This window comes from Pseudomonas sp. SA195 (genome assembly GCF_054131565.1).
Genome location: NZ_CP096392.1, coordinates 4276009 through 4290264, shown reverse-complemented (window position 1 = coordinate 4290264; position 14256 = coordinate 4276009). Strand labels below are relative to the sequence as shown.

General features: G+C 66.1%; 11 protein-coding genes. 5 read left to right on the top strand and 6 right to left on the bottom strand.

Going from position 1 to position 14256, the window contains the following annotated elements; translation table 11 throughout:
• Nucleotides 1-104: 104 nt before the first annotated feature.
• Entirely contained in the window at nt 105-1268 is a 1164-nt protein-coding gene (locus M1D78_RS20075) for an iron-containing alcohol dehydrogenase (protein WP_437421708.1), read from the top strand.
• Nucleotides 1269-1324: 56 nt separating this feature from the next.
• A complete protein-coding gene (locus M1D78_RS20070; protein WP_437421707.1) occupies nt 1325-1759 on the top strand; it encodes an acyl-CoA thioesterase in 435 nt (144 codons plus the stop codon).
• Between the two features lie 111 nt (nt 1760-1870).
• Here the strand turns inward: M1D78_RS20070 and M1D78_RS20065 are convergent, their stop codons facing one another.
• The 5 genes from M1D78_RS20065 to yrfG all read right to left on the bottom strand — a co-directional run bounded on the left by M1D78_RS20065 (nt 1871) and on the right by yrfG (nt 8678).
• Nucleotides 1871-2335 (bottom strand): YMGG-like glycine zipper-containing protein, encoded by a 465-nt coding sequence (locus M1D78_RS20065; protein WP_437421706.1) that lies wholly within the window; start codon nt 2333-2335, stop codon nt 1871-1873.
• A gap of 186 nt (nt 2336-2521) precedes the next feature.
• The gene (locus tag M1D78_RS20060; protein ID WP_437421705.1) at nt 2522-4861 is read right to left on the bottom strand and encodes an FdhF/YdeP family oxidoreductase; all 2340 of its coding nucleotides are present in this window, start codon (nt 4859-4861) and stop codon (nt 2522-2524) included.
• The gene (gene fdhD, locus M1D78_RS20055; protein ID WP_437421704.1) at nt 4858-5694 is read right to left on the bottom strand and encodes a formate dehydrogenase accessory sulfurtransferase FdhD; all 837 of its coding nucleotides are present in this window, start codon (nt 5692-5694) and stop codon (nt 4858-4860) included. The genes M1D78_RS20060 and fdhD overlap by 4 nt, the downstream gene beginning before the upstream one ends.
• 93 nt (nt 5695-5787) lie before the next feature.
• A complete protein-coding gene (locus M1D78_RS20050; RefSeq protein WP_437421703.1) occupies nt 5788-7881 on the bottom strand; it encodes a hybrid sensor histidine kinase/response regulator in 2094 nt (697 codons plus the stop codon).
• A 116-nt stretch (nt 7882-7997) separates the two neighbouring features.
• Entirely contained in the window at nt 7998-8678 is a 681-nt protein-coding gene (yrfG, locus tag M1D78_RS20045) for a GMP/IMP nucleotidase (protein WP_437421702.1), read from the bottom strand.
• Nucleotides 8679-8862: 184 nt separating this feature from the next.
• Here yrfG and nudE point away from each other — a divergent pair, with 184 nt between their 5' ends.
• The 3 genes from nudE to M1D78_RS20030 all read left to right on the top strand — a co-directional run bounded on the left by nudE (nt 8863) and on the right by M1D78_RS20030 (nt 13221).
• On the top strand, nt 8863-9429 hold the full coding sequence (gene nudE, locus M1D78_RS20040) for an ADP compounds hydrolase NudE (RefSeq protein ID WP_437421701.1): 567 nt from the start codon (nt 8863-8865) through the stop codon (nt 9427-9429).
• Nucleotides 9426-10241 carry a 3'(2'),5'-bisphosphate nucleotidase CysQ gene (gene cysQ / locus M1D78_RS20035; RefSeq protein WP_437421700.1) on the top strand — a complete coding sequence of 272 codons (816 nt, stop codon included), beginning with the start codon at nt 9426-9428 and terminating at the stop codon, nt 10239-10241. The genes nudE and cysQ overlap by 4 nt, the downstream gene beginning before the upstream one ends.
• Nucleotides 10242-10356: 115 nt before the next feature.
• On the top strand, nt 10357-13221 hold the full coding sequence (locus M1D78_RS20030) for an ATP-binding protein (protein WP_437421699.1): 2865 nt from the start codon (nt 10357-10359) through the stop codon (nt 13219-13221).
• Here M1D78_RS20030 and M1D78_RS20025 read toward each other — a convergent pair whose 3' ends face one another.
• Complete coding sequence (locus tag M1D78_RS20025) at nt 13222-14214, bottom strand: asparaginase (protein WP_437421698.1); 993 nt, start codon at nt 14212-14214, stop codon at nt 13222-13224.
• Nucleotides 14215-14256: the final 42 nt, after the last annotated feature.

Here is a 14256-nt window from a genome sequence, read left to right as displayed (position 1 = left end):
GCTTAGTTCGTCAGTAGGAGCGAGCTTGCTCGCGGAGAATCCGGCTACAAGCCTTAAGCACTGCGTGCTCGACCGCAGCTGAGCTATTTGAAAGAGGATCCACCATGCATCCGTTCAGCTTTGCCACAACCGCCCAATTGATTTGCGAGCCCGGCTCGTCGCGCCGGCTGGCCAGCCTCTGTAAAGAGCGCGGGGCGCGTTCCGTCTTGGTGGTGACCGACCCGGGCATTACCCGCTTCGGCCTGCTCAACGAGGTGCTACCCGGCTTCGAGACGGAAGGGGTGCAGGTCGCCGTTTACGATCAGGTCGTCGCCGATCCGCCGGAAGCCATCGTGCTGGCCGCGGTCGAGCAGGCGAAAGCAAACAACGCCGATCTGATCATCGGCTTCGGTGGTGGCAGTTCGATGGACGTCGCCAAGCTGGTCGCGCTGCTGGCCCATCCTGATTGTGCGCAATCGCTTCAGGACATCTACGGCGTCGGCAATGCCAAGGGGCAGCGCCTGCCGCTGATCCAGGTCCCGACCACTGCCGGCACCGGCTCTGAGGTCACTCAAATCGCGATCATCACTACCGGCGAAACCACCAAGATGGGTGTGGTCTCGCCCCTGCTGCTGCCGGACCTGGCGTTGCTCGACGCCGATCTCACCCTCGGCCTGCCACCGGCAGTGACCGCAGCCACCGGCATCGACGCCATGGTGCACGCCATCGAGGCCTACACCAGCGCGCTGAAGAAGAACCCCATGTCCGACCTGTTGGCCCGCGAGGCGCTGCGCCTCTTGGCGGCCAATCTGGACGAGGCGGTGCACAACGGCAGCAACCGCGAGGCACGCCAGGCCATGCTGCTGGGCGCCTGCCTGGCCGGACAGGCGTTCGCCAATGCGCCGGTCGCCGCCGTGCACGCGCTGGCCTATCCGCTGGGAGGCAATTTCCACATTCCCCACGGCCTGTCCAACGCCCTGGTGCTGCCGCAGGTGCTGCGTTTCAACGTCAGCGCGGCGACCACGCACTACGGCGAGCTGGCGCCCATCGTCCTGGGCGATCGGCTGCGCAGCGATGACCCATCGACCTATGCCGAGCAGCTGATTCAGGAATTCGAGCAGATGAGTGCACGTGTCGGCCTGCCGACCCGCTTGCGCGACGCGGGAGTACCGGAGGACATGCTGCCGCAACTGGCCAAGGAGGCGATGCTGCAGCAGCGCCTGCTGGTCAACAACCCACGGGAAGTGACCGAGGCCGATGCCTTGGCCATCTACCGCGCCGCGTACTGACTCCGTTGCTGCACCGCGCCGCCCGCGGTGCGCCGGTTTGAACAAGGACTTCTCGTATGGCCGAACAACCGCAGCACCTGCGCGCCGATTACCGTCACTTCCAGCCCATCACCACGCGCTGGCATGACAACGACATCTACGGACACGTGAACAACGTCGTCTATTACAGCTACTTCGACAGCGCAGTGAATACCTATCTGATCGCGCACGGCGGGTTGGATATTCACGAAGGCGAGGTGGTGGGGTTCGTCGTCAGTTCGTCGTGCGACTACTTTGCTTCCATCGCCTTTCCCGACGTGCTGGAAGTCGGTCTGCGGGTCGGCAAGCTCGGCAATAGCTCGGTGCAGTACGAGCTCGGAATCTTCAAGGCAGGCGAAGCGCAGGCCTGTGCGGCGGGGCGCTTCGTGCATGTGTTCGTAGACCGCGCCAGCAATCGGCCGACGCCGATTCCGGCTGGCTTGCGCCGAGCGCTGGAGGCGTTGGCCGTCTAGGCGGAGAAAACTGATGGGTGGTTACAGTCCGTGACTGCAGGACATTGACCGCAGGGCCGGCGGCATAGAGGCGGCTCCTGCGGTTCGGCTGACGCTGACTCCAGCGCCGGCTCAGTGGCGATGCTTGTGCTTGTGCTTCCAGTGCCCCTTGGCTTTGCCGGGGTGCCCGTAATAGCGGCGATCGTCACGGTAGCGCCGGTCGCCGCGGTAGTCGTCGTCATCATCGCCGTAGGCATTGCCGATCGCGCCACCGGCGCCGCCGCCCACGGCCGCGCCAATCAGGCCACCGGTGCTGCCACCGACGCGCTGGCCGATCACGTTACCGCCTGCGGCACCCAGGCCACCACCAATGGCCGCTTCGGTACGGCTGCGCTTGTCCGCGCCGACCATGCCGCCCGCCGCACCGCCGACGCCCGCGCCGATGGTGGCGCCCGTTGAGCCTCCCAGGTGTTCGCCGACCACCGACCCGAGCGCACCGCCCAGCGCGCCGCCAACCGCGGCTTCGGTGTTGCTTCCAGCAAAGGCGGCACTGCTGAGCAGGCTCGCGGACAAGAGCAGAATCGAGGAATACTTCATGGTGAACCTCTCCAGTAGATGGCGCCGCGATCCTCACGTCCCCGGGCCATGCTCCGCAAGCGTTCACCGATGAAAGGTGTGATGCGTTTCGCTTTTCATAAGTCTTTGAATTAGCGAAGGAACTTGGCGAAAGCGAAACGGTCGTAAATGGCTTGAGCAGGCGCCCGGTAAGGCGCCTTTTTTATGTCAGGAGCATCGATCCGGTCGGCTGATGACGGGGCCCTGCCGGGCTGGGTGCAGCCGTATCGCAATCGCTTTCGATGTTGGCGTATGGCTGCCGAAGCCGACGCTGGTCAGCGGCACCAGCGGATTGGTTTCGGGATAGTAGGCGGCAGCCTGCCCCGGCGGGATGTCGAAGGCGAGCAGGGTAAAACCGGTGACGCGACGCTCGATGCCATCGTGCCAGAGCGACTCCAGATCGACCGTCTGCCCCGGTTCGAATCCCAGCCTGCCTATGTCGTCAGGGTGCACGAAGAGGACCCGGCGATCGCCTTTCACGCCGCGGTAGCGGTCATCGAGCCCATAGATGGTGGTGTTGTATTGGTCATGCGAGCGCAGCGTCTGCAGGATCAGGTCCGGCTGCCTATCGAGGCCTGCCAGTGCGCCGCCGAACAGGTCGGCCGGCAGCGCATTGGCGATGAAATGCGCCCGGCCACTGGCGGTGTTCCAACGTCGCTGCGCCGCCGGGTTGTCGAGATGGAAGCCGCCGGGGTTGTGGATGCGTTCGTCGAAATCCTCGAAACCGGGAAGGGTCTCGGCGATCAGAGCGCGGATGCGGCTGTAGTCGGCGACCAAGGCCAACCAATCGACCGGACGAGCGCCGAGCGTGGCCTGGGCGATGCCTGCGACGATGGCCGGCTCGGCGCGCATCAGCGGCGAAAGCGGTTCGAGCTGCCCGTACGAGGCGTGGATCATGCTGAACGAGTCCTCGACGGTCACCGCCTGCGGCCCGCTCGCCTGGCGGTCAATGTCGGTGCGCCCGAGGCACGGTAGGATCAGGGCGTCACGGCCGACAGTCAGGTGGCTGCGGTTGAGCTTGGTGCTGATCTGTACGGTGAGCGAGCAATTTCGCAGCGCCTGGTGAGTACGGAGGCTGTCCGGCGTGGCCTGGGCGAAGTTGCCGCCGAGGCCAATGAACACTTTCGACCGGCCGGCGAGCATGGCCTCGATCGCCTCGACCACGTTGTGGCCTGGCTGGCGTGGCACCCTGAAGCCGAACCGCCGCTCCAGGGCATCCAACAGGCGTTCCGGCGGGCGCTCGTTGATGCCCATCGTGCGGTCGCCCTGCACGTTACTGTGCCCACGCACCGGGCAGAGGCCGGCGCCGGGCTTGCCGAGGTTGCCGCGTAACAGCTGCAGGTTGGTGATTTCCTGGATGGTCGCGACCGAATGCCGGTGCTGGGTGATCCCCATCGCCCAGCAGACGATTACCCGGTCGGCGTGACGGTAGAGGCGCGCGGCCGCTTCGATCTCGGTCAGGTGCAGGCCGGATTGGGTTTCGAGGGCTTCCCAGCGGGTCGCGTCCAGCAGGGCGAGGTAGCTATCCAGCCCCGTAGTGTGCTCAGCAATGAAGGCGTGGTCGAACACCGCCGGTGCGCCCGTGGCCTGCGCCTCGCGTTCCCACTGCAGGAGAAATTTGGCGATGCCGCGCAGCGCCGCCATGTCACCTCCCTGCTTGGGCCGGAAGAAGGCGGTGTTCAGCGGGGCGGACCCGTTGGCGAGCATCTCCAGGGCATGCTGTGGGTGTTGAAAGCGTTCCAGCCCGCGCTCCCTCAGTGGATTGAAGCAGACCACCTGCGCTCCACGCGCCACCGCCTCGCGCAGGGGTTCGAGCATGCGTGGGTGGTTGGTGCCGGGGTTCTGGCCAAGCACGAAGAGCGCGTCGGCCTTGGCGAAATCGTCGAACGTCACGCTGCCCTTGCCGACGCCGATACTTTCGCCAAGCGCCACGCCGCTGGCCTCGTGGCACATGTTCGAGCAGTCGGGGAAGTTGTTGGTGCCAAAGGCGCGGACGAACAGCTGATACAGGTACGCGGCCTCGTTACTGGTCCGGCCCGAGGTGTAGAACTCCGCCTCGTCAGGGCTTTGTAGCGCTTTGAGATGCCTGGCAATCAGCGCAAAGGCCTCATCCCAGCCGATGGGCCGGTAATGGTCGCTGGCGGCGTCGTAGCGCATGGGCTCGGTCAGGCGGCCCTGGTATTCAAGCCAGTAGTCGCTCTGTTCGCGCAGCTGACTGACGCTGTAGCGGGCGAAGAAGGCCGCATCGACTCGGCGCTTCGTCGCTTCCCAGTTCACCGCCTTGGCGCCGTTCTCGCAGAATTTCACCGGGCCGTTTTCCGGCGAGTCGCCCCAGGCGCAACCGGGGCAGTCGAAGCCGCCGTTCTGGTTGGTCTTTAGTAGGGCGCGGATGTTCTTCAGCGGCTGTTTGCTGTCCAGCCATGCGCTGGCCACGCTGCGCAGCGCGCCCCAGCCGGCGGCCGCGCCAGCATAGGGGCGATATCGCAGGCGTTCGGGTTGCAGGCTCATCGGCGAGGTGTCTCGGTGGCCGGCGCAGCCGGGCTGAACACGCGCGGCGGGCTGCGGTGAGGGATGTGAATCAGGTTGAGGTTGTGCCGCTGCGCCCATTGCGCCGCCAGGCCGGTCGGTGAAGAAAAGCTGACCAGCGTGGGGATGCCGGCGCGCTGGACCTTGTGGATCAGCTCCAGGCTGCAGCGGCTGGTGACTACCGCGACGCCACCGCTCAGGTCCTGTCCGGCACGACACAGCGCACCGATCAGCTTGTCCAGCGCGTTGTGCCGGCCGATATCTTCCCGGCCGAGCACGATCTGCCCCTGTGAATCGATGAACAGCGCCGCATGCACCGCGCCGCAACGCTGCGCCAGGGGCTGGAACTCGGCGATGCGCTGGCGCAGGTCATCCAGCCAGTGAGGCGGCGGCAACGGCGCGACGGGCATCGGTGGCAGTTGCGGCAGCGCCTGCTCGAGCGCCTCGACGCCGCATAATCCGCAGCTGGCATTGCCCGGCAACTGGCGGCGCTGCTCCTTGAGCTTCCAGAAGGCGCGGCTGGCAATCTCGACCTCAGCGTGGCGACCATTGCCTTCGCCACTGATGCGGATGTCATAGATGTCGGCAGGGCTGTCGACGATGCCGGCCCCGAGGCTGAAACCGACTACGAAGTCTTCCAGGTCCGCCGGGGTGACCATCATTACCGCCTGGTTGAGGCCGTTGTAGACGATCGCCAGGGCGCATTCCTCGGCCAGATCGACCGGCTCGGGGTCGGCCTCGCCGAACGCCTGAAAGCGATAGCGGCCACTGGCATCGGTGGGCGCGGCGGACGGTTCGGGGCGTGGTGCAGTCATGGCAGGCGTTGGCTCGGGCAGTCGCGATCACGGGACTGTGCGCGGCTGCGGCGAGATTTTCAACGCCCGGTACGACACGCGACCACCTGCCTATCAGCCAGGCGAGCGGCTGGCGAGCATGTCACGCACCCGTGTCGTCAGATGATCGATGGCGAAGGGCTTGCTGATCATGTCCATGCCCTCGTCGAGAAATCCGCTGCTGGCGGCCTGCTCGGCATAGCCGGTCATGAACAGTACCGGCAGGGCAGGGCGATGCTGGCGGGCGATATCGGCCAATTGCCGGCCATTCATCCCCGGAAGGCCAACGTCCGAGACGAGCAGGTCAATGTGCGCGCTGCTCTCCAGAATCTTCACCGCGGCGTTGGCTTCCGCCGCTTCGAGCGCGGCGTAGCCAAGCATGCCGAGCACGTCGACGACCAGCATGCGCACCGCTGGGTCATCCTCGACGACCAGGATCGTCTCGCCCTCGGCGGCGCGCGGGGCGTCCACTGTCGGGCTCGCGCCAGTCAGGACATCCGACACCTTATGGTGCGCCGGCAGGTAGAGGGTAACTTCGGTGCCCTTGCCCGGTTCGCTGCTGATATGAACGTGCCCGCCAGCCTGGCGCACGAAGCCATAGATCATTGACAGCCCGAGGCCAGTGCCCTGCCCGATGGGTTTGGTGGTGAAGAAGGGTTCGAAGGCTGAGGCCAATACCTTGGGCGACATGCCGCAGCCACTGTCGAGCACGCTGAGGGTGACATAGCGCCCGGCCGGCAGCTCGCCAACCTCGGCTTGCCGCGAGAGCAACGCATTGGCGGTGGCGATGTAAAGGCTGCCGCCGTTGGGCATGGCGTCGCGGGCATTGATGACCAGGTTGAGTAGCGCGCTTTCCAGTTGGTTCTCGTCGCTGCTGGCTGGCCAGAGATCGGATTGCAGTTGCGCGTCGACCAGGATGTGGCTGCCCAAGGTGCGCACCAGCAGATCGCGCATCGAGTCGACCAGCGCATTGAGGTCGACGCGCTTGAGGTTCAAGGGTTGCCGCCGAGCAAAGGCCAGCAGCCGGTGCGTCAGCGCGGCGGCGCGGTTCGCGGACGTGACCGCGGCTTCGATGAATCGCCCGGTTTCGGCGTGGCGGCCGGTCTGGTTGTAGCGCTGGATCAGGTCCAGCCCGCCGATGATGCCGGTGAGCATGTTGTTGAAATCGTGCGCGATGCCGCCGGTGAGCTGGCCGACCGCTTCCATCTTCTGCGCCTGACGCAGCGCCTCCTGGGCCTGCTCGCGGCTGGCCATCTCCTTGAGCAGCCGCTCGTAGACCTCGGCCAGCGCGTTGGTGCGCTCCTGGATGCGGCTTTCGAGCGTCTCGTTGAGCTCGCGCAGCGCCTGTTCGGCCTGCCACCGCTCGGTAACGTCTTGTGCCAGCACGTAGAAGCCCAGGACCCGGCCATTGCCATCGCGCCGTGGCAGGTAATGCATCAGCGACTGCCGACGGGTGCCGTCGCGGTGCGGCATGTAGGCCTCGAAGGTCACTGGCTGGCCGCCCAGCGCAGCCTTGATCTGCTCGCTGCGAGCGTTGTAGGCGTGCTCGCCGACCACGTCGACCAGATGCTTGCCGTACAGCCACTCGGGCGTATGGCCAAACCAGCTTTCGTAGTGGCGGTTGGTGAAACGGTAGCGCTCGTCCTGGTCGACATAGCCGATAAGCACCGGCAGGGCATCGGTGATCATCTTCAGTTCGGTTTCCCGCCGGCGCAGCGCGTCCTCCTCGCTTGGTCTTAGGCAGAGCAGGCGACCCGTCACGTCATCGCCGTCGCGCAGGGGGCTGAGTGCAAGGTCGAAACGGGTTTCGCACGGCCCGCAATCGCGCGGTGGCGGCTGGTCGCGCAGCAGGCAGCGCTGCGCCGCGTCATGTCCGTTGTATAGCTCGGTCAGCGCAGGCCAGGCGTCAGCCCAGGTCCGTTGTAGCGGTGCGCCGAGCGCCTCGGGATGACGATCGCCAATCAGCTCGGCGTGGGCGTCGTTGTAGAGTTGCAGCCCGGCATCGCCCCAAAGGATGCACATCGGCAGGGGCGCCTCGAGCAGGGTGTCGAGCAGGATGCGCAGGCTGGCCGGCCAGTGCGGCCGTGGGCCAAGCGGCGTGGCGCTCCAGTCGTGATGCGCAATGTGTCGGCCCATTTCGCCGCCCGAGCGTCCTGAATCTGCTGCCATAAATCGTCCATCGTTGCGTGGCGGAGCGCATGTCGGAGGCGCCGCCCGGGGCGTGCGCCGGCTCGTATCGCCTTAGGGTGTCCGGGTTGCAGTTAAGCACGTCAGGCCGTCTGCGTTCAGCCTCGGATGCCTTGCAGGCTGCGAATCAGATCAAGGTAATCGTCAACCGCCGCGAATTCCTCGGTGTCCTTGGGCCCACGGCGGCTGTCCGGCTCGCGGATGGCGAGCAGGTGAGCGACGCCGAACGCGCGGGCGCTGCGCAGCACGGGCAGGCTGTCGTCAATGAACAGCGCAGTGTTGGGGTCGAACCCGAGATCGGCCTTCAGGGCAAACCAGAACTGCTCGTGCTCCTTGGGATAACCGTAGTCGTGCGAGCTGATCAGCCGGTCGAACCAGGGCGCCAGCTCGACGCGCTCGAGCTTGAGCGACAAGGAGTCGCGGTGCGCATTGGTGATCAGGACTACGCGCTTGCCGGCCTGGCGCAAGGCCGCGAGAAAGTCCTCGGCTGCCGGGCGCAAGGCGATGAGGTCGGCGATCTCGCGCTTCATCTCGCGGATAGGCAGGTTCAGCTCGCGCGTCCAGAAGTCCAGGCAATACCAGTTCAGCTGGCCTTGGTGCGAATTGAACAGCGGCGCCAGTTCCAGTTCGGCCATGGCCGGACTGATGCCATGCCGCTCGGCGTAGCGCCGCGGTAGCAGGTCGAGCCAGAAGTGGTTGTCGAAATGCAGGTCCAGCAGCGTGCCGTCCATGTCCAGCAGCACGGTGTCGATTTCGGGCCAGGGCAGGGTGGCGATCATGGTCTTCTCTTGCAGACGGGCAGGCCGTGAATGGTGCGGCAGCGGTCGGTCGGTTGCAAAGCGCTGGTCGTCGGCGGCACGCCATTCACGCCCTGCAACCGTTGCGGTTCGTGGCCTACCCGAGCGGCGCAGTAGTTTCCATTCAGCCTGTTATGATTGCGGCTCGCGTTTCAAGGACCCTTCCATGCGCCAGAAACCTACCGTACTTGCCCGTGAAATCGTCGCCACCAGCCGGCTGTTCCGTGTCGAGGAGCTGCAATTGCGGTTCTCGAATGGTGTGGAGCGCACCTACGAACGGCTCGTGGGCAAGGGCAGCGGCTACGGTGCCGTGATGATCGTGGCGCTGGAGGCCGACGGGCGAGCGCTGTTGGTCGAGGAGTATTGCGGTGGCACCGATAGCTATGAGCTGTCGCTGCCCAAGGGGCTGATCGAGCCCGGCGAGGACGTACTCGACGCCGCCAACCGTGAGCTCAAGGAAGAAGCCGGCTTCGGCGCGCGGCGTCTGGAGCTGCTGACCGAGCTGTCGCTGTCGCCCGGCTACATGAGCCAGAAGATCCAGGTCGTGCTGGCGCGTGACCTCTATCCCGAGCAGCTGCCTGGCGATGAGCCCGAGCCGATGCGTGTCGACCGGGTCGACCTGCGCGAGCTGTCGAGCCTGGTGCAAAACCCACAGTTCAGCGAGGGCCGTGCCCTGGCCGCCCTGTATCTGGCGCGCGACCTGCTGACCCAACGAGGGGAATTCAACCTGTGAGCCATCCCTACCTGGCGCCGGTCATCGAGCTGGTTCGCCGTGCTGGCGAGGCGATCCTGCCGCACTGGCGCAACGAGATCACCGTGCACGAAAAGGCTGATGCCTCGCCTGTCACTGCCGCGGACATGGCGGCGCACCACCTGTTGGCCGACGGATTGCGCGCGCTCGACCAGGCGATCCCGGTACTGTCCGAGGAGGATTGCGAACTGGGGTTGGACGAGCGCGAGGCCTGGACGCGCTGGTGGCTGGTCGACCCACTGGACGGGACCAAGGAGTTCATCAACGGCAGCGAGGAGTTCACCGTCAACGTGGCGCTGATCGAGCAGGGCCGTGTGGTGTTCGGCGTGGTCGGCATTCCGGCCAATGGCCGCTGCTATTACGGTGGCGCCGGCTTCGGTGCCTGGCGGGCCGAAGCCAATGGCGCTGCACAGCCGCTCGGTGTGCGCCATGCCGCGCCGGGCCGTTTCACCGTAGTGGCCAGCCGACGCCATTCCAGCCCAGCGCAAGAGCGCCTGCTCGCCGGGCTCGGTCAACGCTTTGGTGACATTGAATTTGCCAGTGTCGGCAGCTCGCTCAAGCTCTGCCTGGTAGCTGAAGGCAGCGCCGATTGCTACCCGCGTCTGGCGCCGACCTCGCAATGGGACACCGCTGCCGCCCAGGGCGTGCTCGAGGGCGCTGGTGGCGAGGTTCTGGACATCGACGGCCAGCCGCTCAGCTACGAGGCACGCGAAAGCTATCTCAACCCCTCGTTCCTTGCATTGCCGCAGGACGTCGACTGGCGCGCCGAACTGATCGACCTCGCCCGAGGCTGAACCGCCGCTGCTACAGAGCCGGCTTGTCAGCGATCAGGTCGTGCCCGCCGATGCGGTGCTAAGCTTTGGAGCCCTGGCCCAGCAGGGCGCGTGAGTCGGTTGCCGGAGCTGCGTCGTGTCGAAAACTCCAATCGGGATACATCAATGGATCTGGCGCGCCTTCGTCCAGACAGCCTTGATCCCGCTTGTGCTGGTCGAAGGCGTGCTGATCGCCGCCTATCTCATCTCCAACAGCACGGTGCGCGACGCGCAGATCGAGCATCTGCGCGCGACGGCGCTGTCCGAGCTGCAGGCGGCAGTGGGCCTGGAGACGCGGATCATCGATCAGCAGCTGCAGCAGGTCGCCAGCGCCACCGAGCTGTTTCGCCAGTTCACCGCGCGGGCCCTGACCGAGGACGGCCCGCTGCCTGAGCCCCAACTGAGCCTGAGCCCTGCTGGCGTGCGCTATAGCCCGCGCGACGACGGAGGCGCAGCAAGTTTCTATTCCGCGGTCACCCCGCCAGAACGGCAAGACCTCGAAAAGGTCGCCCGGCTGCATCGGCTCGACCCCTTGATGAAGGCGCTGCACGCTGGCAATTCGCTGATCGCCAGCCTTTATTTCAACAGTTGGGACAGCTACAACCACATCTATCCCTGGTTCGCGACGCACGAGCAGTACCCGCCGGACATGGATATCCCCAGCTACAACTTCTACTACATGGCCAACGCCTGGCAGAACCCGTCGCGCCGGGTGGTCTGGACCGATGTCTATCTCGATCCGGCCGGGCACGGTTGGATGATGTCGGCAATCGCACCGGTCTACCGCGGCGACTTCCTGGAGGGAGTAAGCGGTATCGACGTCACCGTCGGCGGCATGCTCGGGCGGATCGGCGATCTGCATGTGCCCTGGAACGGCTACGCCGTGCTGGTCAGCCGCGACCTGAACATCATGGCGCTGCCCGAAGCCGGCGAGCAGGAGTTTGGCCTCGACGAACTCACCGAGCACTCTTACGACGAGGCCATCCGCCAGGAGCAATTCAAGCCCGATGAATTCCGCCTCGACCGCCACGAGGACACCCGCGCCCTCGCGCATGCCGTCATCACCCAGCCCAGCGGTGTGCTGCGCCTGGAGCTCGCCGGCAAGCAGCGGCTGGTGGCCTGGTCGACCGTACAGCAGACGGGCTGGCACCTCTTGGCGGTGGTGGACGAGGAGCAGGTGTTCAGCACGACCAACGCGCTGGCCAGCCGTTTCCAGCACATCGGTTACCTGCTGATTGCCGGGCTGGTGGTGTTCTACCTGATGTTCTTCGGCTACATGTGGCTGCGCGCGCGCCAGCTCAGCCGTGCGCTGCTCAAGCCGATCGCGGGCATCTCGACGATGATGGGCGATATCGGCCAGGGCAAGTGGCGCCCGACCCGCGTGGCCTCAGACATCGGCGAGCTGGATGCGCTGGCCCGGCACACCCAGGCCATCGGCGAGCAGCTGGAGACCAGTGAGGTGCAACGCTCGCAGGCTCAGGAACGCCTGGAGCTCGTGCTCGAAAGCGCCACCGAGAGCCTTTGGGAGATCGACTCGCGCAACGGCATGATGCAATTACGCGGGCGCCTGCCCGGGCGCTTCGGACTGCCCTCGGCAACACTCAGCGAGGCGCAGTTCCTGCAACGTATTCATCCACAGGATGTCGGCCAGGTGCGCGCCGAAATCGAGCGCATGCACCGCGGCCACACCTTCCGCTACGAGAGCGAATACCGCTTCGCCGATGCCCTGGGCGACTACCACTGGCTGCTCAGCCGTGGACGTGTACTGGAGCGCGATCCGCTGACTGGCCAGGCGACGTTGGTGGCCGGTACGCACGTGGACATCGATGCGATCAAGCGGGGCGAGGACGATCTGCGCCGCGCCATCCAGCAGGCGCAGGCGGCCAACGAGGCCAAGACGCACCTGATCTCCAGCATCAGCCACGAGCTGCGCACGCCGCTCAACGCCATCCTCGGCTTCGCCCAGCTGATGCGCATGGACTGCCCGCCTTCGGCGGACCCGGAAGCCGCGAATTACCTCGACGAGATTCTTCTGGCCAGCCGGCACCTGAACCAGCTGCTCGGCGACATCCTCGACTGGTCGAGCCTGCAGGCCGAGCGGCCGCGGCTGGAACTGCGGCAGGTCGAGGCGACAGCACTGATGCGCGAGTGCGCCGAACTCGTCGCGTTGGACGTGCAGCGTCACGGTTTGCGTCTGGAAGTCGAGCTGACCGATGCGTCGGTCGAGGTGATGGCCGAGCCTCGACGGCTGCGCCAGGTGCTGCTCAATCTGCTGTCCAATGCGATTAAGTACAACAACCCGAACGGGCACATCCTGTTAAGGATCGAGCACGTCGCCGAGCAGGTGCGGCTGGTCGTCGAGGATAGCGGGCCGGGCATCGACGAGGCGTTGCAGGCGCAGATGTTCGAGCCCTTCCGGCGGCTGGGCCGGGAGAGCTCCAGCATCCAGGGCGCGGGCATCGGCCTGTCGCTGTGCCTGGAATACGCCAAGCTGATGGGTGGCAGCATTGGGGTGAAAAGCGCGCCGGGCATGGGCAGCCGTTTCTGGATCGCACTGCCGCTTGCCGAGCCTGACATCGGGCCCGATGCGCAGGAGCGGCCGCCGATCGTCTACGTCGAGAGCGACCCGCTTAGCCAGGTCTTGGTGCGCCGGGCGCTGGCCGATCTCGGTGATGTTCGGGTGTTTGACGATGGCCGCACGGCGCTTGCGCATGTGCTGGCCGATCCGCCGGCCCTGCTGTTGCTCGACCTGAATCTGCCGGCGCTCGATGGGGAACACGTGCTGCAACTGCTGCGCCAGGCCCCCGCCACCCGGCGATTGCCGGTGCTGGTGCTCAGCGCGGCTGACGAGGATCGCGAGCGTCTGGATTGCCAAGGCTGGCTGAGCAAGCCGGTTGACCTGGATGAACTGCGACGCCAGGTCCGCGCCCTGATGCAGGCGGCGGACCCGGGCTCGGGCTGATCAGTCGGCGCGCTCGCCGCACAGGTCCAGGGCGAACCAGTGCTCTGTCTCCTGTTGGGACAGGCCGGCGCCGAGTAGCGCGAACAGCTTGCCGAGCGCCGCCTCGCGGGTCATCCCGCCGCCGGAAATCAGGCCGCAGGCCGCGAGCTTGCCCCCAGCGGCGTAGATGCCGAAGTCCACGTGCCCTTGCGGGCATTGGCTGATCGTCACCAGCACCACGCCGCGGGCATGCGCGTCTTGAAGGGCGACGAGCAGCGCGGCGTCGTCGGCCGGGCCCGTGCCGCTGCCGTAGCATTCGAGCACCAGCCCGCGGGCGCCACTCTCCAGCACGCCGCGCAACTGTTCCGCGCGGATGCCGGGGTACAGCGGCATGACGGCCAGCGCGACCGGCTGGCGCGGTTGGCGGTAGTCAAGATGCGCCGGGAGCGCGTCGGCGCGCGGGCTTTGACGCAGGCGCGGCAGTTCGCCGAAGGCGTCCAGGCTGGCGGTGCCGAGCTTGCCTGTGCGCGCGCCATGCATGAGCTTGCCGGCGAAATAAAGGTGCACACCTGGCGTTACTCCGGCGTGCAGCGCCTGCATGGCGCCGAACAAGTTGCCCCAGGCGTCGCTGCCCGGTGCGCCGGCGGGCAGCATCGAACCGGTCAGGACCACTGGGATCGGCAGCGCCAGCAGGAGGAAGCTAAGCGTCGCCGCACTGTACGCCAGGGTGTCGGTACCGTGCAGCACCAGCACACCGGTGCACGCCTCTTGTGCAGCCGCGTCGCGAATGGCGTCGGCCATGGCGAGCCAGTTCGCCTGATTCATGTTGGCGCTGTCGATGGGGGGTAGCAGTTCCTGGAATTGCCACTCGGGCAGCGCCAGTGTGGGCTCTTCAGCCTGGCGAGCACGCAGTCGATCAGCAAAGCCGGAGGCAGGCATCAGGCCTTCGGCACTCTGCTGCATGCCAATGGTGCCGCCGGTGTACAGCACCAGGACGTATCTGGAAGCCGGCATAGGGACTCCTTATATGAAAGAGGGGGCCCTGCGGCCCCCTGC